16 protein-coding genes are annotated in these 17755 nt (G+C 62.7%); 12 read left to right on the top strand and 4 right to left on the bottom strand.

Annotation, left to right across the window (positions count from 1 at the left end):
* The first annotated feature begins 189 nt into the window (after nt 1-189).
* The 8 genes from hemE to BUA69_RS09675 all read left to right on the top strand — a co-directional run bounded on the left by hemE (nt 190) and on the right by BUA69_RS09675 (nt 8915).
* Nucleotides 190-1224, top strand: coding sequence for a uroporphyrinogen decarboxylase (gene hemE / locus BUA69_RS09710; protein WP_046137246.1), 1035 nt, complete (start codon nt 190-192; stop codon nt 1222-1224).
* A 36-nt stretch (nt 1225-1260) separates the two neighbouring features.
* Nucleotides 1261-1683, top strand: coding sequence for a protoporphyrinogen oxidase HemJ (gene hemJ / locus BUA69_RS09705; RefSeq protein WP_046137247.1), 423 nt, complete (start codon nt 1261-1263; stop codon nt 1681-1683).
* A 276-nt stretch (nt 1684-1959) separates the two neighbouring features.
* On the top strand, nt 1960-3225 hold the full coding sequence (rho, locus tag BUA69_RS09700) for a transcription termination factor Rho (RefSeq protein WP_046137248.1): 1266 nt from the start codon (nt 1960-1962) through the stop codon (nt 3223-3225).
* Between the two features lie 74 nt (nt 3226-3299).
* Nucleotides 3300-4577, top strand: coding sequence for a tRNA uridine-5-carboxymethylaminomethyl(34) synthesis GTPase MnmE (gene mnmE, locus BUA69_RS09695; RefSeq protein WP_244468830.1), 1278 nt, complete (start codon nt 3300-3302; stop codon nt 4575-4577).
* Nucleotides 4578-4692: 115 nt separating this feature from the next.
* A complete protein-coding gene (gene mnmG, locus BUA69_RS09690; RefSeq protein ID WP_046137250.1) occupies nt 4693-6555 on the top strand; it encodes a tRNA uridine-5-carboxymethylaminomethyl(34) synthesis enzyme MnmG in 1863 nt (620 codons plus the stop codon).
* A complete protein-coding gene (gene rsmG / locus BUA69_RS09685; protein WP_052950805.1) occupies nt 6555-7202 on the top strand; it encodes a 16S rRNA (guanine(527)-N(7))-methyltransferase RsmG in 648 nt (215 codons plus the stop codon). The genes mnmG and rsmG overlap by 1 nt, the downstream gene beginning before the upstream one ends.
* A 26-nt stretch (nt 7203-7228) precedes the next feature.
* Nucleotides 7229-8029, top strand: coding sequence for a ParA family protein (locus BUA69_RS09680; RefSeq protein WP_046137251.1), 801 nt, complete (start codon nt 7229-7231; stop codon nt 8027-8029).
* A 10-nt stretch (nt 8030-8039) separates the two neighbouring features.
* Nucleotides 8040-8915 carry a ParB/RepB/Spo0J family partition protein gene (locus tag BUA69_RS09675; RefSeq protein WP_046137252.1) on the top strand — a complete coding sequence of 292 codons (876 nt, stop codon included), beginning with the start codon at nt 8040-8042 and terminating at the stop codon, nt 8913-8915.
* Nucleotides 8916-9050: 135 nt separating this feature from the next.
* Here the strand turns inward: BUA69_RS09675 and holA are convergent, their stop codons facing one another.
* The 3 genes from holA to leuS are packed head-to-tail and all read right to left on the bottom strand — an operon-like array spanning nt 9051 to nt 13184.
* Nucleotides 9051-10073: a DNA polymerase III subunit delta gene (gene holA / locus BUA69_RS09670; RefSeq protein ID WP_046137253.1), complete on the bottom strand. Its 1023-nt coding sequence runs from the start codon at nt 10071-10073 to the stop codon at nt 9051-9053.
* Complete coding sequence (locus tag BUA69_RS09665; protein WP_046137254.1) at nt 10073-10579, bottom strand: hypothetical protein; 507 nt, start codon at nt 10577-10579, stop codon at nt 10073-10075. Before BUA69_RS09665 ends, holA begins: the two co-directional genes overlap by 1 nt.
* Nucleotides 10566-13184, bottom strand: a complete 2619-nt coding sequence (gene leuS / locus BUA69_RS09660) for a leucine--tRNA ligase (protein WP_046137255.1) — start codon at nt 13182-13184, stop codon at nt 10566-10568. The genes BUA69_RS09665 and leuS overlap by 14 nt, the downstream gene beginning before the upstream one ends.
* A gap of 160 nt (nt 13185-13344) precedes the next feature.
* Between leuS and BUA69_RS09655 the strand changes: the two genes are divergently transcribed.
* The 4 genes from BUA69_RS09655 to BUA69_RS09640 all read left to right on the top strand — a co-directional run bounded on the left by BUA69_RS09655 (nt 13345) and on the right by BUA69_RS09640 (nt 16402).
* Nucleotides 13345-14022, top strand: a complete 678-nt coding sequence (locus BUA69_RS09655; protein ID WP_046137256.1) for a YggS family pyridoxal phosphate-dependent enzyme — start codon at nt 13345-13347, stop codon at nt 14020-14022.
* 168 nt (nt 14023-14190) lie between these two features.
* Entirely contained in the window at nt 14191-14874 is a 684-nt protein-coding gene (locus tag BUA69_RS09650; RefSeq protein WP_046137257.1) for a response regulator transcription factor, read from the top strand.
* 111 nt (nt 14875-14985) lie between these two features.
* Nucleotides 14986-15447, top strand: a complete 462-nt coding sequence (locus BUA69_RS09645; protein WP_046137258.1) for a cyclic nucleotide-binding domain-containing protein — start codon at nt 14986-14988, stop codon at nt 15445-15447.
* Between the two features lie 244 nt (nt 15448-15691).
* Nucleotides 15692-16402 carry a DUF930 domain-containing protein gene (locus BUA69_RS09640; protein ID WP_046137259.1) on the top strand — a complete coding sequence of 237 codons (711 nt, stop codon included), beginning with the start codon at nt 15692-15694 and terminating at the stop codon, nt 16400-16402.
* A 3-nt stretch (nt 16403-16405) separates the two neighbouring features.
* On the opposite strand, the gene BUA69_RS09635 is transcribed toward BUA69_RS09640, so the two are convergent.
* Nucleotides 16406-17218 (bottom strand): exodeoxyribonuclease III, encoded by an 813-nt coding sequence (locus BUA69_RS09635; RefSeq protein WP_046137260.1) that lies wholly within the window; start codon nt 17216-17218, stop codon nt 16406-16408.
* Between the last annotated feature and the right edge of the window lie 537 nt (nt 17219-17755).

Here is a 17755-nt window from a genome sequence, read left to right as displayed (position 1 = left end):
GAGCTGGGGCAGGGGCCGGAAATGCTGGGGTAAGCCACAGGTGTTTACAGAGCGTTAACCAAATGGATGCGCCCATCTGTCACCAGGGCCTGCGATTGTGGACGGCCATGAATTGGGGTTAAACACCGCCATGATAATACAGATACTAAACCTAAGACTCTTTTCTTTAGGTTTTGGAAGGAAGCGGGTTTGACCGACACGGCGCATAAGCCACTCCTGGCCACAGTCCTTGGACAGCAGCAGGAACGCCCCCCAATTTGGATCATGCGGCAGGCAGGCCGCTATCTTCCCGAGTATCGGGAAACGCGAGCCCGTTCCAAGGGGTTCCTGGATCTGTGCTATTCGCCGGATCTGGCAGTCGAGGTCAGCCTGCAGCCGCTGCGGCGGTTCGCGCTCGACGCGGCAATCATGTTCTCGGACATTCTGGTCATTCCCGATGCGTTGGGACAATCGGTGCGCTTCGAGGTCGGGGAAGGTCCTGTGCTCGAGCCCATCACTCCAGAGGGGCTGGGGAAGTTAAGGCCAGAGCGTGTGCTCGATCATCTGGCGCCTGTGCTGGAGACCTTGCGGCGTCTGCGGGCTGCCCTGCCACCCGAAAAGACCCTGATCGGCTTCTGTGGCTCTCCCTGGACGGTGGCGACCTATATGATTGGCGGGCGCGGCTCGACCGATCAGGCGGCGGCGCGGCTGTTTGCACTGCAGCATCCGCAGGCATTCGACAAACTGATCGATATCCTGGTTCAAGTGAGCATTGATTACTTGGTGGCACAGTTCGCCGCCGGCGCCGATGTGGTGCAGCTGTTCGAGAGCTGGGCGCTCAATCTCGACGAAGTGGCGTTTGCCCATCAGGTCATCGGCCCCAACAAGCGGATCATCGAGGGCGTGCGCGCCCGTGTGCCGCATGCGCCGATCATCGGTTTTCCGCGCGGCGCCGCCGGCAATATCGCGGCCTATGTGGCGGCGACCGGGGTCAATGCCGTGGGGCTGGATTATGCCACGCCGCTGGGTTTTGCCCGCAACAGCCTGCCCCATACCGTGGCGGTACAGGGAAATCTGGATCCGCTGCGCCTCGTCGCCGGCGGGGCGCAGATGGAGGATCGGGCGCGCCAGATCATCGCCGCCTTTGCCGACCGGCCGCATATTTTCAATCTCGGCCACGGCATCGTGCCGCAAACCCCGATCGAGCACGTTGCCCGTCTGGTGGACCTGGTCAAGAATGGATAGTTTGGCCGAAGTCACTGAGGCAGAAGGATAAAATCCATGGAATGGATCAAGGCAGCCCATGTGATCGCGGTGATCTCCTGGATGGCCGGCATGCTCTATCTGCCGCGGCTCTTCGTCTATCACGCGGTCACCGAGATCGGCTCGGACAAGTCCGAGACCTTCAAGGTCATGGAACGCCGGCTGCTGCGCGGCATCATGAACCCGGCAATGATCGCCACCTGGCTGTTCGGGCTGTGGATGGTGTTTCTGGGCGTGGTGGACTGGAGCCAGGGCTGGCCCTGGGTCAAGGCGGCGATGGTCATCGCGCTGTCGGGCTGCCACGGCGTGCTGTCCAGCCATCGCAAGGCGTTTGCCGAGGATCGCAACGTCAAGCCGCAGAAATATTTCCGCATCATCAACGAAGTGCCGACCGTCCTGTTGATCATCATCGTCATCGCGGTGATCGCCAAGCCGTTCTAGGCTGGCGGTTTGTGGTGACGTCCTGCCATTGGGGCCTAGCCCTCATGGCCTGCTCGCCGAAAACCGCGCCACTGGCGCGGTTTTGTCTGCGGCCGGCTCGAAGTTTCACGTGAATCCGACCGGCTGGTGGTTTCAATCTTGAAACTGGCCTTGGTTCGGGCTACATGAGTGCCAACGCATCCCATTTTTGCGCGACCGGCCCCGGTTGCCGCGCGGTGCCTACCCTCCCAGATTACTTTCCCGCCTTATCGATTTCCCTAAAGGGTCATCCGCCACATGCAGAATATGAAGCTCAGCGAGCTCAAGGCCAAATCACCGGCAGAGCTGCTGGTGTTCGCCGAAGAACACGAGGTCGAAAACGCGTCGACCATGCGCAAACAGGAATTGATGTTTGCCATCCTCAAGGAACTGGCCGCCAAGGATATCGACATCACCGGCGAAGGCGTCGTTGAAGTCCTGCCCGACGGCTTCGGTTTCCTGCGTTCGCCGGACGCAAATTACCTTCCGGGTCCCGACGACATCTATGTCAGTCCCTCCCAGATCCGCCGCTTCGGCCTGCGGACGGGCGATACGGTCGAGGGCGAAATTCGCTCTCCCAAGGACGGCGAGCGCTACTTTGCACTGCTCAAGGTATCGACCATCAATTTCGAAGACCCCGAGGCCGTGCGCCACAAGGTCAATTTCGACAATCTGACCCCGCTCTATCCCGAGGAACGCCTCCGGATGGAACTGCCGGACCCGACCAGCAAGGATCGCAGCGCGCGGATTCTCGATCTGGTGGCACCGCTCGGCAAGGGCCAGCGCGCCCTGATTGTTGCGCCGCCGCGTACTGGTAAGACTGTATTGTTGCAGAATATCGCACAGTCCATCGCCACCAATCATCCCGAATGCTACCTCATCGTGCTGCTGATCGACGAGCGGCCCGAGGAAGTGACCGATATGCAGCGCTCGGTGAAGGGCGAAGTGATTTCCTCGACCTTTGACGAGCCGGCATCGCGCCACGTTCAGGTCGCCGAAATGGTCATCGAAAAGGCCAAGCGCCTGGTCGAACACAAGCGCGACGTCGTTATCCTGCTCGATTCGATCACCCGTCTCGGCCGTGCCTACAACACCGTGGTGCCGAGCTCCGGCAAGGTGCTGACCGGTGGTGTGGACGCCAATGCGCTGCAGCGGCCGAAGCGCTTCTTCGGTGCCGCGCGCAATATCGAGGATGGCGGTTCGCTGACCATCATTTCGACGGCGCTGATCGACACCGGCTCGCGCATGGACGAAGTGATCTTTGAAGAATTCAAGGGTACCGGTAACTCGGAAATCATCCTGGATCGCAAGGTTGCCGACAAGCGCGTCTTCCCGGCGCTCGACATCACCAAGTCGGGCACCCGCAAGGAAGAGCTGCTGGTCGAGCCCGATATCCTCAAGAAGATGTATGTGCTGCGCCGTATCCTGACCCCAATGGGCACGATCGATGCGATGGAATTCCTGATGGACAAGATCCGTCAGACCAAGACGAATTCCGACTTCTTCGATTCGATGAATACCTGACGATGATGGGCGCTGTGCTGAGATCAGTCCTCGCCCATCCTTTCGCCTGAGCCATGGGCCCGGGCGAGACCATTGTGGCGCTGTCCTCCGGGCAGCCGCCATCCGGGGTGGCGGTGATCCGCCTCTCCGGACCCGCAACGGCTGAGATCGTGCTCGCCATTGCCGGAAAACTCCCCAAACCCCGCCATTTGACGCTGCTGCCCATCGGCACCGATACGGTGCTGGATCGGGGCCTCGTTGCCTATTTTCCAGCGCCGCACAGCTTTACCGGTGAGGACTGCGCCGAATTGCAGGTGCATGGTTCGCCCGCTGGCGTGCGCGCCATTTTGCGGCTGGTGACCGGGCAGGGGGCCCGCCTTGCCGAAGCCGGAGAATTCACCCGCCGGGCGTTTGAGAATGGCAAGCTCGATCTGGTCGAGGTTGAAGGCCTGGGCGATCTGATTGAGGCCGAAACCGAAAACCAGCGCCGCCAAGCCCTGGCGCGGTTTGAAGGTGGGCTGACCCAACGCATCGATTCCTGGCGCGATCAATTGCTGGACCTGCGCGCCGAAATCGAGGCCCGGCTGGACTTTTCCGATGAGGGCGACGTCGCCGAGGCCCTGCCGGCAAGCTTTGGCCAGCAGATCATAGCATTACGCAATGATGTGGCCGCGGGTTTGGCCTCGGTCGAGCATGGCCGGATCGTGCGCGAAGGCATCCGTGTCGCCCTGGCGGGTGTGCCCAATGCCGGCAAATCCAGCCTGCTCAATGCGCTGGCCAAATCCGACATTGCCATCGTCACCGACGAGGCCGGCACCACCCGCGACGTGCGCGAAGTGCCGGTCGATATCGGCGGGCAGCTGTTCATCTTCCTTGATCTAGCCGGCCTGCGTGACACCGACAGCAAGGCGGAGGCCGAGGGTGTGCGGCGGGCGCGTCATGAAATCGAACGCGCCGATCTGGTGCTGTGGCTGCAGGCGCCCGATGTGGAGGACGATATCCCCCCGGTCACCGGCATGCCGATGTGGCTGGTTGCCACCAAGACCGACCTCGCGGTCGATACCGAACTGCATGATCTCGCGGTCTCCGTGCGCAGCGGCCATGGTCTGGACCAGCTGACTGCGCGGCTGACCGAATTCGCCCGGCAATTGGGTGGCGGGGGCGAGCCATCACTGTTGAGCCGCGAGCGTGATCGGCTGGCATTGGAAGCCGCGGTCATAGCTCTCGATGATGCCGGCGAGCGGCTAGCCGAACCCGAACTGGCGGCGGAAGCGCTGCGGCTTGCCTCGCAGGCGCTCGAACGCCTGCTGGGCCGGCTCGACGCGGAGCGCGTGCTCGACCGGCTGTTTGTCAGCTTCTGTATCGGCAAATGATTCACGTGAAACACTGATACCGCCCGCTTGAACCAATGGCGCATGGCAGTCGTGACGGCGCGGCAATTGATTCACGTGAAACATTGGCCTATGCAGCGGGCCGGAGATCCTGATTATGAGCGACTATGCAGTCATCATTGTAGGCGGTGGACATGCCGGCTGCGAAGCCGCGGCCGCATCCGCACGTCTTGGCGTGCCCACGGCGCTGGTTACCCACAAATTCGCGACCATCGGCGAGATGAGCTGCAATCCGGCTATTGGCGGCCTGGGCAAGGGGCATCTGGTGCGCGAGATCGACGCGCTGGATGGCTTGATGGGCCGGGTGGCCGACGCTGCCGGCATTCAATTCCGCGTGCTCAATCGCCGAAAGGGCCCGGCAGTGCGGGGGCCACGCGCCCAGGCCGATCGCAAGCTCTACCGCAATGCGATGCAGGCGGCAATCACCGCGCAGCCCAATCTCGAGGTGATCGAGGGCGAGGTCGACGATATCGAAGTCACCAATGGCGCGGTCAGCGGTGTCGTGCTGCTCGACGGTCGCCGCATCGGCACCAAGGCCGTGGTGCTGACCACCGGGACTTTTCTGCGCGGCCTGATCCATAGCGGCGAGGTGACCACACCGGCTGGTCGTGTCGGCGAACGCCCGGTCCTCGGTCTATCCACGCGTCTCGAAGCGCTCGGGCTGCAACTTGGCCGTTTGAAAACCGGGACGCCGGCGCGCCTTGATGGCACCAGCATCGACTATACCAATCTCGATGCGCAACCCGGCGATGAGCCACCCGAGCCATTCTCGGCGCTGACCGCAGCGATCACCACGCCGCAGGTCAGCTGCCATATCACCCGCACCACCAGCGAAACGCATCGGATTATCTCGGACAATCTGCATCGCTCGGCGATGTATTCCGGCCGGATCCAAAGCCGGGGGCCGCGCTATTGTCCGTCAATCGAGGACAAGGTGGTCCGCTTCGCCGATCGGGACAGCCACCAGATTTTCCTTGAGCCCGAGGGGCTGGACGATACCACGGTCTATCCCAATGGGCTCTCGACGTCTTTGCCCCCCGACGTGCAGGAAGTCTTCCTGCGGTCGATGCCGGGGCTGGAGGCTGTCAGGATCGTGCGGCCGGGCTATGCCATTGAATATGACTATGTCGACCCGCGAGAATTGCGCCCGACATTGGAACTCAAGCGGCAGCCGGGGCTGTATCTGGCCGGCCAGATCAACGGTACGACCGGCTATGAGGAGGCGGGGGCGCAGGGCCTGCTCGCCGGGGCCAATGCGGCGCTGGCGTCCGCTGGTCATCCGCCATTGGTGTTGTCGCGCACCGAGAGCTATCTCGGTGTCATGGTCGATGATCTGGTGACACGGGGCGTCAACGAGCCCTATCGGATGTTTACCTCGCGGGCTGAATTCAGGCTGCATCTGCGCGCCGACAATGCCGATCAGCGGTTGACGCCACTGGGCGTGGAAACCGGCCTGGTCGGCGAGCAGCGCGCCGAACTCTATGCCGACAAGGCAGCAGCCCTGGCGGATGGCCGCCGCATGTTGACGGCGCTTACAACAACACCCAATGCGGCGCGCAAGGTCGGAATTGGTGTCAACGAAGATGGCAAGGCGCGGTCGGCGTTCGACCTGTTGTCCTATCCCGATGTGACCCCAGCCGATGTCGCCAAGCTGTGGCCAGAGATTGCGGCAATTGCGCCGGCGACGATGGGACAACTGGTGGTGGATGCGCAATATGCGGTCTATCTCAATCGGCAGTGGGCCGATATCGAAGCGGTGCGCCGCGACGAACAGCGCGCCATTCCCGATGCGCTCGACTATGACGAGATCCCGGGCCTGTCGATCGAGCTGCGGCAGAAGCTGCAATCGCTGCGGCCACAGACCATTGCCCAGGCGCAGGCCATGGATGGCATGACCCCTGCGGCCATTTCCTTGCTATTGTCGGTGATCCGGCGTGGCAGCTTGCGCAAGGCCAGCTGATGCAATCGAAAATCGACGCCGTCGGCCGCTATGCCGAATATTTTGTGCGCCCCCAGGCCGAGGTGATGGCGGATCTGGAATCCTATGCTCAGCTGCTGGAAAAATGGCAGGCAGTACAGAATCTTGTTTCACGTGAAACACTGAGTGAGGTCTGGACCCGGCACTTCGCCGACAGCCTGCAGGTTCTGAAACTGGTACGTGAGAGCGATCAGGCGTTCCTGGACCTCGGCAGTGGCGGCGGCTTCCCGGCGCTGCCGCTGGCCATCGCGCTCAAGGGCAGCAAGCGCCATTTCACTCTGGTGGAACCGAATGGCCGCAAGGTCAGCTTCCTGCGCACCGTGGCGCGGGATCTGGGGCTGCTGGTCAATGTCGAGGGCCGCCGCAGCGATCAGATTGATTCACGTGAAACAATCACTCCGGATGTGATCACGTCGCGGGCTTTGGCCTCCATGCCGCGGCTTTGCAGCTGGATGGCGCCATTCTTTGGCCAGCAAACCCGCGCCCTGCTGCATAAAGGCCGGGAACATGTTGAAGAATTGGCGGAATCGGGTGCGTTGTGGCACCATGACGTGTTAATAACTCCCAGTGACACCGACGACAACGGCGTTCTCATCGAGCTTACGAATTTAAGCTTGAAAAACAGGTAGTTAGCGGCAACGTCCTGGAGGCCGATTTGGCACCCCGTATTCTGACTCTCGCCAATCAAAAGGGCGGAGTGGGTAAAACCACCACCGCTATTAACCTTGCTACGGCCCTTGCGGCCATTGGCGAGCGTGTTTTGATCGTTGATCTCGATCCGCAGGGCAATGCGTCCACGGGCCTGGGCATTTCGCGTATTGATCGCGAAATCTCGGCCTATGACCTGCTGATCGGCGAGGTCAGCGTGGCACAGTCGGCGATCATGACCAGCGTTCCCAACGTGGCGATCGTGCCCTCGACCATGGATCTGCTCGGCGTCGAGCTGACCATTGCCGGGCAGGCGGATCGTGCCTTCAAGCTGCGCAACGCGTTCAAGGCGATTGACGAGCTGACCATTAATGGCAAGCCGGTGAGCTATGTGCTGATCGATTGCCCGCCATCGCTGAACCTGCTGACGGTGAATTCGCTGGTCGCGGCCGATGCGGTGCTGGTGCCATTGCAGTGCGAGTTCTTTGCGCTGGAAGGCCTGAGCCAATTGCTGCAGACCATTGAACAGATTCGCTCGACGCTCAATCCGCGCCTGTCGATCCAGGGCGTGGTGATGACCATGTTCGACAAGCGCAACAATCTCAGCGAGCAGGTGCTGCAGGATGTGCGCAGCGAAATGGGCTCGCTGGTTTATGATACGGTCATTCCGCGCAATGTGCGGCTGAGCGAGGCGCCGTCCTATGGCAAGCCGGCTTTGCTGTATGATCTGAAATGCGCCGGCAGCCAGGCCTATCTGCGATTGGCCACTGAAGTTATTCGTCGCGAGCGCCAGCTCGCCGCGGCATAGGAGCCCGATAATGAACGATAAACCCAACAGACTGGGTCGCGGGCTTGCCGCGCTGATTGGCGATATGGGCAGCTTCGAGGGCCAGCGGGTTGCCGATAATGGTGGCAGCAAGCGGCTGCCGGTCGAATTCATCATCGCCAATCGCGCCAATCCACGGCGCACTTTCGATCCCGATCAGCTGGAAGAGCTGACCAATTCGATTCGCGAAAAGGGCGTGATGCAGCCCTTGCTGGTGCGGCCCAGCGACGACCCCAATATTTTCGAGCTCATTGCCGGTGAGCGCCGCTGGCGGGCAGCGCAGCGCGCCGGCCTGCATGACGTGCCGGTTATCGTTCGGGATGTGGATGACAAGGAAGCGCTCGAGCTTGCCATCATCGAGAACGTGCAGCGTGCCGATCTCAATCCACTCGAAGAAGCCATGGGTTACGGCCAGCTGATCGAACAGTTCGACTATACCCAGCAGGACCTGGCGCAGGTGATCGGCAAGAGCCGCTCGCATGTCGCCAATACGCTGCGGCTGCTGCGGCTGCCCGAAGATGTGCGGGGCATGGTGGCCAGCGGGACGCTGACAGCCGGTCATGCGCGCACGCTGATCACCGCCGAGGACCCGGCGGCGCTGGCGCAGCAGATCGTGTCCAGCGGTCTGTCGGTGCGCGAAGCCGAGGCCCTGAGTCAGCAGCGCGATGTGGCCGGCAAGCGCAAGCCGGCGGAAGCTCCGGCCGAGCGTGATCCCGATACTTTGGCGCTGGAGCGCCGCCTGTCGGATGCGCTGGGGCTGTCGGTTTCGGTGGCGCATGGCGAGCGCGGCGGCAAGCTGGAGATTCGCTACAAGACGCTGGAACAGCTGGATGGGATCTGTTCGCGGCTGACGGGATATCAGAACTAGGTTTCTGTAGGAAATTGGATTGCCCGGACGAGCCGGGCAATGACGATAGAGCGGCAGTGTCAGTACTCACTGGCAAAAGAATCCCGGTGTGAGCCGGGATTTTTTGTGTCCAGCGTTTCACGTGAAACGTTGTGGTTACTGGGTGGCGGCGAGCATGCAGATGCCGAGCAGGGCCCGCCGGAGCGAGGCTTCGGCCAGAGCCGGGCGGCGGCGGCTATCGGCCGTGGCCTGCAACAGGCGCTCGGAGGCGCTGGCAAGGGCGCTGTCGGACCACAGGCGCAATTGCTGTTCCAGGCCGGAGGTGCGCGAGAAATGCGGCTTGGGGCGGGCCCCGGCCAGCACGTCGCGTGGGCTCTTGCCGGCATCGACCTCGCCGCGCCAGCGGCGCAGGGTGGCGAAGTGAATGGTGGCCGTGGCCAGTAGACGCTGGGGATCGACAGCGGAGCTGAGAGCGCGGTTCAGTGCCAGTTCCAGCTTTTCGGCATGGCCGGCGCCGGTCGAATCCAGAATGGTATCAATGACTAAAGCGGCATTGTCGGCGCAGAGCAGCAGAACTTCATCGCGGCTGAGCGACTTGTTGGTCGCAGCATAGAGACAGAGCTTTTCCAGCTCGCGGCGGGTGATTTCGCGGTCATTGCCGAGAATATCGCGCAGGGTGGAGATGACGTCGGCATCGACCCGAATGGCCTCCTTGGCGAAGGTGTCGCGGATCAGGGCGTTGAGGGTCTCGTCGCTATCGGGATAGCAGGGCAGGGCACGACCGAGCTTGGCGGCCTCGACCAGGGCGCGCAGCGCGTCCTTGGGCAGCAGATTGCCGGCCTCGAGCACGATGGCGGCGCCGCCGGGATCATCGCGCAGCTCGGTCAGCGTCATGACGATGGATTTGGTCGCGCCACGGACCCGGATGATGCGTTTGCCGCCAAATAGCGACACGGTACGGGCCTCAACGGCCAGCAGCGACGGATCGGCATCGACTTCGGCGCCTTCCAGGGTCACGATGCTGGCCGAATGCGGATCATCGGCGGAGAAATGCCGGATCAGGCGCTGCCCGGTTTCGCGCACCAGCCCGGCATCGGGACCATAAGCGAGGAAAATACCCTCACTGATGTCCGGCCGGGCGAGGAAGCGGGCAACTTCATGGGCCTTCAGCGCCGTCATTAGCGGCTGCGTTCGGCCAGAACGGCAAGGCGCAGCGATTCGGCGACGGCCTTGGCGGCGCGTTCGGCAGCTTCGATCTCGGCTGCCTTGTCGGCGAGGACCTGGCCATTGCGCGTGTAGGTGGCCGAGGCCTTGCGGGTAATGGTCTGCACCTTGCTGTCCGAACCATCACGCGGGGTAATGGTCATCGTTGCGGTCACAAACACTTCCACGGGCTTGCTGGGATTGCTGGTCGCCGACAGGGTCATGTCCCCAGCCGAGGAGCTGACGCTGACGGTGACCAGCGGTGCAGTCGCGCTGTCGCTGCTGCCGAGACGGAAGGACATGTCCTGATAAACGATCTGCTCCAGCCGGGTGCGCGGCTTGGCGAAGGCCAGGTTCATCGCCGGCGATTCGGCCATGGCGCCGCTATAGACCGGCGTCAGCGTGCAGGCGCTGAGCACTATCGGGGTGCCCAGCGTCAGAACGATAAAACCCAGGCGCGTGAGTGGCTTAGACCACGACATTGACGATCCTGTCTGGAACGATGACGATCTTTTTGGGCGGCTTGCCGTCCAGCATGCGGGCAATGGCTTCCAGTGACAAGACCAGCTGTTCGACTTCGGCCGATGGCGTGCCCTTGGGCACGACGATTTCGCCGCGGCGCTTGCCATTGACCTGGATCGGCAGGGTGACACTGTCGTCCACCAGCATGGCGGGGTCGACCTCGGGCCACAGCGCGTCTGCGACCAGCCCGGTCTTGCCGAGGGCCTCCCAGCAGGTTTCGGCCAGATGCGGCATCATCGGCGCGATCAGCTGGATCAGCCGCTCGACGCCCTGCTCCAAGGCGTCCAGACGCGTTGCAGGCGCCGCGCCGGCAATACCGGCCGAGCGCACCAGTGCGTTGGTCAGCTCATAGATCTGGGCCACGGCGCGGTTGAAGCGCAGGCCTTCGATATCGTCGGCCACCTGCTGAACGGCGCGATGCACGATCTTGCGCAGGGCCAGGCCTTCGGCATCGTCGTTTTCGCGAACAGTGCTTTTGGACTGTCCAATCAGAGCGATGGTTTCGCCGACCAGGCGCCAGACGCGCTGCTGGAAACGGCTGGCGCCTTCAACGCCGGCCTCGGTCCACTGGATATCGCGTTCCGGCGGGGAGTCCGACAGCATGAACCAGCGGGCGGTATCGGCACCATAGGCGGCGACGATCTCATCGGGATCGACGACGTTCTTCTTGGATTTGCTCATCTTTTCGATTGAGCCGATGGTGATCGGCTCGCCCGATTGCAGATGACGCGCGGTCCGGACCTCGCCCTGGCTCTCCAGCACGATATCGGTGGGCGCGACCCAATCGCCCTTGGGCGACTTGTAGGTCTCGTGGGTGACCATGCCCTGGGTGAACAGGCCCTTGAACGGCTCGTCGATATTGACGTGGCCGGTGGCCTTCATCGCCCGGGTGAAGAAGCGCGAATAGAGCAGGTGCAGGATCGCGTGCTCGACGCCGCCGATATACTGGTCGACCGGCAGCCAGGCATTGGCGACGGCCGGAATGGTCGGCGTCGGTGCCTGCGGGGCGGTGAAGCGGGCGAAGTACCAGGACGAATCGACAAAGGTGTCCATGGTGTCGGTTTCGCGCGTTGCCGGACCGCCGCACTGGTGGCAATTGACATGCTTCCAGGTCGGATGATGGTCGAGCGCATTGCCGGGCTTGTCGAAGCTGACATCCTCGGGCAGCACCACTGGCAGGTCCTTCTTGGCCACCGGAATGGTGCCGCAGACCTCGCAATGGATCACCGGGATCGGGCAGCCCCAATAGCGCTGGCGCGAAATGCCCCAGTCGCGCAGGCGATAATTGATTTCGACCTTGCCCTGCGGCTTGCCGTCGACGCTGCGGGCGGCGAAATAATCGGCCGCCTGGCGCTTGGCGTCGTCGATGCTGAGGCCATCGAGGAACTGCGAATTGTAGATGGTGCCGGCATCGGTAAAGGCTTCATCGGCCACGGCAAAGCTGGCGGCGTCGCCATCGGGCGGCAGCACCACGGGCAGCACCGGCAGGTCATATTTGCGGGCGAAGTCCAGATCGCGCTGGTCATGCGCCGGGCAGCCGAAAACGGCGCCGGTGCCATAATCCATCAGTACGAAATTGGCGACATAGACGGGCAGGGTGGCGCCTTCGATCACCGGATGCTTGACGTAAAGCCCGGTGAAGACGCCCTTTTTCTCGGCCTTTTCCAGCACTTCGGTGGCCGTGCCCAGGCGATGGCATTCGGCTACGAACTCGGTCAGTGCCGGATTGTTGGCGGCCAGTTCGCTGGTCAGCTTATGGTCGGGCGACAGCGCCAGGAACGAGGCGCCGAAAATTGTGTCCGGGCGGGTGCTGAACACCTCGATGCTGGTCGCCGCAGTGGTCTGGGCCGGCAGCAGTTCGAACAGCAGGCGCAGGCCCTCGGACTTGCCGATCCAGTTGCGCTGCATGGTGCGCACCTTTTCCGGCCAGTCGGTCAGCCCGTCCAGCCCGCTCAGCAATTCCTCGGCATAGTCGGAAATCTTGAAGAACCACTGGGTCAGCTCGCGCTGCTCCACCGGGGCGCCGGAGCGCCAGCCCTTGCCGTCAATGACCTGTTCATTGGCCAGAACGGTCATGTCGACCGGATCCCAATTGACCTTGGACTTCTTGCGGGTGATCAGGCCGGCGGCCAGCATGTCGATGAACAGCGCCTGCTGGTGCTGGTAATAGTCCGGCTCGCAGGTGGCGATCTCGCGGGTCCAGTCCAGCGACAGGCCCATGGATTTCAGCTGGGTCTTCATCGCCGCGATATTCTGGCGGGTCCAGGTGCCGGGATGGGTCTTGCGCTCGATAGCGGCATTTTCGGCCGGCAGGCCGAAGGCATCCCAGCCCATGGGGTGCAGCACATTCTTGCCGCGGGCGCGGTGATAGCGCGCGACGACGTCGCCCATGGCGTAATTGCGCACATGGCCCATATGGATGCGCCCCGAGGGATAGGGGAACATTTCAAGGACGTAATAGGGCTCGCGCGGATCGTCATTGGAGGCGGCGAAGCTCTGGGCATCGTCCCAGACCTTCTGCCAGCGGGGTTCCATTTCACGCGGATTGTAGCGTTCGACGCTCACTTGCTCGTCCTTGAAGATAAATTGGCAGCTAGATCGGAGAGATCACTGGCGCGGTAAAACACCGGCGCCGCTTGCGTTTGGTGGGGATTTTGGCTACCGGACCATCACCAGAAATCCCCCTCAAGGTCAACAGGAACAGGGCAAAACCGTGGACGAGAGCATGACTGACGCCCGCCATCGCCTCGATGCGGTGCAGGCCCGCATCACAGCGGCGCAGCGCCGTTTCGGACCGCCGGCCGCCGGGGTCAGCCTGGTCGCTGTGTCCAAGACCTTCCCGGCCGCTGAGATCGCGCCGTTTCTCGCCGCCGGGCAGCGCGTGTTCGGTGAGAACCGGGTACAGGAGGCCAAGGACAAGTGGCCGGATCTGCGCGCGGCCTATCCGGACGTGCAATTGCACCTGATCGGGCCGCTGCAGACCAACAAGGCCCGCGAGGCCGTTGCCCTGTTCGACGTCATCCAGACGCTGGATCGCGACAAGCTCGCCATCGTGCTGGCCGCGGAAATGGACCGCGCCGGCAAGCGGCTCCCGTGTTTCGTGCAGGTCAATATCGGCGGGGAAGAGCAAAAGAGCGGCATTGCGCCGGACGAGACCGTGGCGTTCGTGGCGCGTTGCCGCGCCGTGCATGGTCTGGAGATTGCCGGGCTGATGTGCATTCCGCCCGAGGGGCAGCCGGCCGGTGGCTATTTCGCCCATCTTGCCATGCTGGCCAAGGAGGCCGGAGTGTCTGGCCTGTCGATGGGCATGAGCGGGGATTTCGAGACCGCCATCGCCATGGGGGCCACCCATATACGGGTCGGGTCGGCCCTGTTCGGTCATCGTCCGCCAGTCAGCGCCTAGTCAAACCGGCCAGCAGCTGCCCGGACCAGCAAAATTGGGCTATCGTGCAACTCTTGTTGTGCTGCCACCGTTGCTTACATCTGTAACGCCGATGTGATTGGCAGGCCCAAAACGTGTCGCAATAGTGTGACCCATGGGCGGGCTGATACAAAAAGTCCGGAGATAACAATGAATAAGCGACGCATTCTGCTGGTGGATGACGATGCGGACTTGCGGCAGACCCTGGTTGAGCAGCTGGCTCACTATCGCGAATTCGACATCATCGAGGCCGGCACCGCCAATGACGCGCTCAAGGCGACGCGCGAAAACAATATCGATTTGATGATTCTGGATGTCGGCCTGCCGGATATGGACGGGCGCGAAGCCGTCAAGATCCTGCGCACCGAGGGCTACAAGAGCCCGATCCTGATGCTGACGGGCCATGACAGCGATGCCGACCAGATCCTGGGGCTCGAATCAGGCGCCAATGACTATCTGACCAAGCCCTTCCGCTTTCCGGTGCTGCTGGCGCGCGTCCGCGCGGCCCTGCGCCAGCACGACCAGAGCGAGGACGTGGTCTTCACCATCGGCCATTACAGTTTCCAGCCAGCGGCCAAGATGCTCGAGGCCAATGACGGTGCCAAGGTGCGCCTGACCGACAAGGAAACCTCGATCCTGAAATATCTCTATCGGCAGGGGCCCAAGACCATCACGCGCGACGTGCTGCTCAAGGAAGTGTGGGGCTATAATAACCGCGTCACCACCCATACGCTGGAGACCCATATCTATCGCCTGCGCCAGAAGATCGAGCGCGATCCGTCCAATGCGCGGCTTCTGGTCACCGAAGAAGGTGGATACCGGCTGGTTCCATAGCGTTAGGGCAAAATTAAGGGTTCAGGCGCAGCCCGAATATGGCCTATAGGATGAGGGACGCCGCAGTGCACGTTGGCCACGCGGCAGGGATCCTTTATCGGATTGGGGCATATGCGCTTGGACGATGCGGCAGCGGTACTCGCGCAGGCCGATTTCTTCGAGATCTGTGACGATGAGCAGCGGCGGTTGCTGGCGTTTGCCAGCGATCGGCGCCGCCATGCCCCCGATGCGGTGATCTACAAGGCCGGGGATATTCCCGATGGCGCCCATGTGCTGATCACCGGCACGCTCAAGGCCAAGCCCGAAGGGCAGGGCGCCGGCACCAAGCCCTATGCGATCAGCGAACCGGGCAGCGTGGTGTCGACCATGGCGCTGATCCTGGCCAAGCCGCGCCCGGTGACCATTACGGCCGTCATCGACTGCGAAACGCTGTTCGTGCCCCGAGCTGCCTTCCTCAAGCTGATCGAGCAATCGCCCGAACTGGCACAACGCGCCGTGGCGCGCATCCAGCATGATCTGGGGGCCTATCTCGGCGCGCTGGAGCCGATTGGCGCCCGGATGAAGCGCGATTAGTTTTGCCACGTTGCGGTGGTGGATTGTTGCCGGGCCGGAATTCGGCGGTGGGTTTGCTTGCCCGACGCGGGCACCTGTCCCTTCCTGCACGACGGCTTGCTCAAGGCGTGCTGTTGCAGCGCCGCTCCCGCCCCATCGTCATCACCCGGCTTGTCCGGGTGATCCATTCTATGCGCGCCTTTCCGATTGAGCCGGTATTTCGCAAAACAGCCGCAAAGCCTTGTCAGGACGACGCAGCTCCTTCATGGCTCGGCCCATCATGCTCAGCGCTGCACGCCCCATCACAGCGGTTCGCTGGACCGTGCCGGTTTCGGCTGGCCTCCATGGTCTGCTGCTGCTTCTGGCAGTGCTGCTGATGGCGCCGCGGGCCCTGCCGATTCCGCCCGAGCGGCCAATCGCCGTAGAGCTGATCAGTAGCGAGGCTATGCAACCAGAACCGGCCGCGCCGCTGCCGCTGGCCGTGACAGCACCATCACCTGAACCAGCCGCAATGCCCCTGGTGGCACCGACACCACCTGTTGCAGAGCCGGAGCCTGCAGCCGTGGCGGGCGCGCCCGGCATGAAGCAGGCCAGCCAGTTCTATGCGTCAGGCATTTTGGCGGATCCGGCCAATGCCGAGCTGCGGGACAATTTTCCGTTGCTGGCGGGCAGCGAGCAATTGATCCAGCTGTGCAATATCGAGGCGCTGGAGCAGCTGCGGGACGAGCCGGGCACCGTTGAACCCGATGCGCTGGTCGGCTATGCCTTTGGCGACATGCAGGTCACTGGCGGGCTGCTGGAGGCCGAGGGCGGGGCGTTCCGCCGCGACGGGCAATGGTACCACCTGCGCTATCGCTGCACCGCCGGCAGCGACCTGCGCAGCGTCAGCGCGTTTGAATATCAGGTGGGGGCGCTCGTCCCGCGCAGCGCGTGGGAAGAGCACTTTCTCAATGGCGACGATGAGGGCTTCGACTAGCGGCTAGAGCGCCTGGAAGCGCACGATCACCGGCACGTGGTCGGATGGCTTGTCGGTCCAGCCGCGGGCCGGCTTGATGATCTCGGCGGCGGCGCTGCGCTCGGCGATATCGGCGGTCGACCAGATATGGTCGAGACGGCGGCCCTTATTGGCATTTTCCCAATCGGCGCTGCGATAGCTCCACCAGGAATAGAGTTTCTGGTCATAGGGCACGTGCTTGCGCACCAGGTCCACCCAGCCATGCCCGCCATTGAGGATGGCGTTGAGCGCCTCGGTCTCGATCGGGGTGTGGCTCACCACCTTGAGCAGCTGCTTGTGGCTCCAGACGTCGTTTTCATGCGGGGCGATGTTGAAATCGCCGGCAATCAGATGGCCGCGCTGGAAGATGGGCTCATTGAACCAGCTGGTCAGCTCGCTGAGGAAGCCCAGCTTGTGCTTGAATTTGGGGTTGATCTCGGGATCGGGCTCGTCGCCACCGGCCGGGATGTAGAAATTGTGCAGCGTCACCGGGCCATGGCCGAGATCGGTCAGCGCCGAAACGTGACGTGATTCGGGGATTTCGCAGAAGACCCGGCTCGACACATCGGCCAGCGGAAACTTCGAAACGATGGCAACGCCGTGATAGCCCTTTTGCCCGTGCACCGCCTGGTAGGGGTAGCCCGCTTCGGTGAAGGCATTGGCCGGAAACTGGTCATTGGTGCATTTGATCTCCTGCAGCATCAGCACGTCGGGCTGATATTGCGCGAGGAAATCCAGCACCATGGGCAGGCGCAGGCGAACCGAATTGATGTTCCAGGTGACGACAGAAGCGGACATGGGCGGGACTCAAGGCGTGGCGGGGGCCTCTTTATGGTCGCGGGGGAGGTGAAAGGTAAAGCCGGAAATGGCCGGGGCGGGCTGCGGGGATTAGCGTTGGAGCTAAACCAATGTCGACAAACCCAGCGCGCTGCCCATGGGCCTGACCCGTGGATCATTCGCAACGTGTGCCGGGCTGAGAGTGGCCCGCGGATCAAGTCCGCGGGCAGCGCGGTGGGTGTTTGGGCATGCAGGCTCTTGCGCAGGAAGGAGCGGGATTGCCGGCACAAGCCGGACAACGACGCTGGGGCGCGGGAGTAGTCCCTGGGTTCGGCGGCACCCACCGCGCTGTCCACGGGCCTGACCCATGGATCATTCGCAACGTGTGCCGGGCCGAGAGTGGCCCACGGGTCGAGCCCGTGGGCAGCCCGGTGTGTGTGTGAGCAATTTGAGTGAGGGAATGGCGCCGGGAAGGAAGGGCAACGAAGTAGCGTTGAGGCTAAACCAATGTCGACAAATCAACCGCGCTGCCCACGGGCTTGCCCCTTGGGTCACTCG

The organism is Devosia limi DSM 17137 (assembly GCF_900128975.1).
Taxonomy (GTDB): domain Bacteria; phylum Pseudomonadota; class Alphaproteobacteria; order Rhizobiales; family Devosiaceae; genus Devosia; species Devosia limi.
The sequence above is the reverse complement of the archived record's forward strand: the minus strand, read 5'-3'. Positions and strand labels throughout refer to the sequence as shown.

Bases quoted from the DNA above. Each gene is read 5' to 3' on its own strand.
- hemJ (WP_046137247.1), top strand. From the start codon at position 1,261: ATGGAATGGATCAAGGCAGCCCATGTGATCGCGGTGATCTCCTGGATG.
- rho (WP_046137248.1), top strand. From the start codon at position 1,960: ATGCAGAATATGAAGCTCAGCGAGCTCAAGGCCAAATCACCGGCAGAG.
- mnmG (WP_046137250.1), top strand. From the start codon at position 4,693: ATGAGCGACTATGCAGTCATCATTGTAGGCGGTGGACATGCCGGCTGC.
- rsmG (WP_052950805.1), top strand. From the start codon at position 6,555: ATGCAATCGAAAATCGACGCCGTCGGCCGCTATGCCGAATATTTTGTG.
- BUA69_RS09675 (WP_046137252.1), top strand. From the start codon at position 8,040: ATGAACGATAAACCCAACAGACTGGGTCGCGGGCTTGCCGCGCTGATT.
- holA (WP_046137253.1), bottom strand. From the start codon at position 10,073: ATGACGGCGCTGAAGGCCCATGAAGTTGCCCGCTTCCTCGCCCGGCCG.
- BUA69_RS09665 (WP_046137254.1), bottom strand. From the start codon at position 10,579: ATGTCGTGGTCTAAGCCACTCACGCGCCTGGGTTTTATCGTTCTGACG.
- BUA69_RS09655 (WP_046137256.1), top strand. From the start codon at position 13,345: ATGACTGACGCCCGCCATCGCCTCGATGCGGTGCAGGCCCGCATCACA.
- BUA69_RS09650 (WP_046137257.1), top strand. From the start codon at position 14,191: ATGAATAAGCGACGCATTCTGCTGGTGGATGACGATGCGGACTTGCGG.
- BUA69_RS09645 (WP_046137258.1), top strand. From the start codon at position 14,986: ATGCGCTTGGACGATGCGGCAGCGGTACTCGCGCAGGCCGATTTCTTC.
- BUA69_RS09640 (WP_046137259.1), top strand. From the start codon at position 15,692: ATGGCTCGGCCCATCATGCTCAGCGCTGCACGCCCCATCACAGCGGTT.
- BUA69_RS09635 (WP_046137260.1), bottom strand. From the start codon at position 17,218: ATGTCCGCTTCTGTCGTCACCTGGAACATCAATTCGGTTCGCCTGCGC.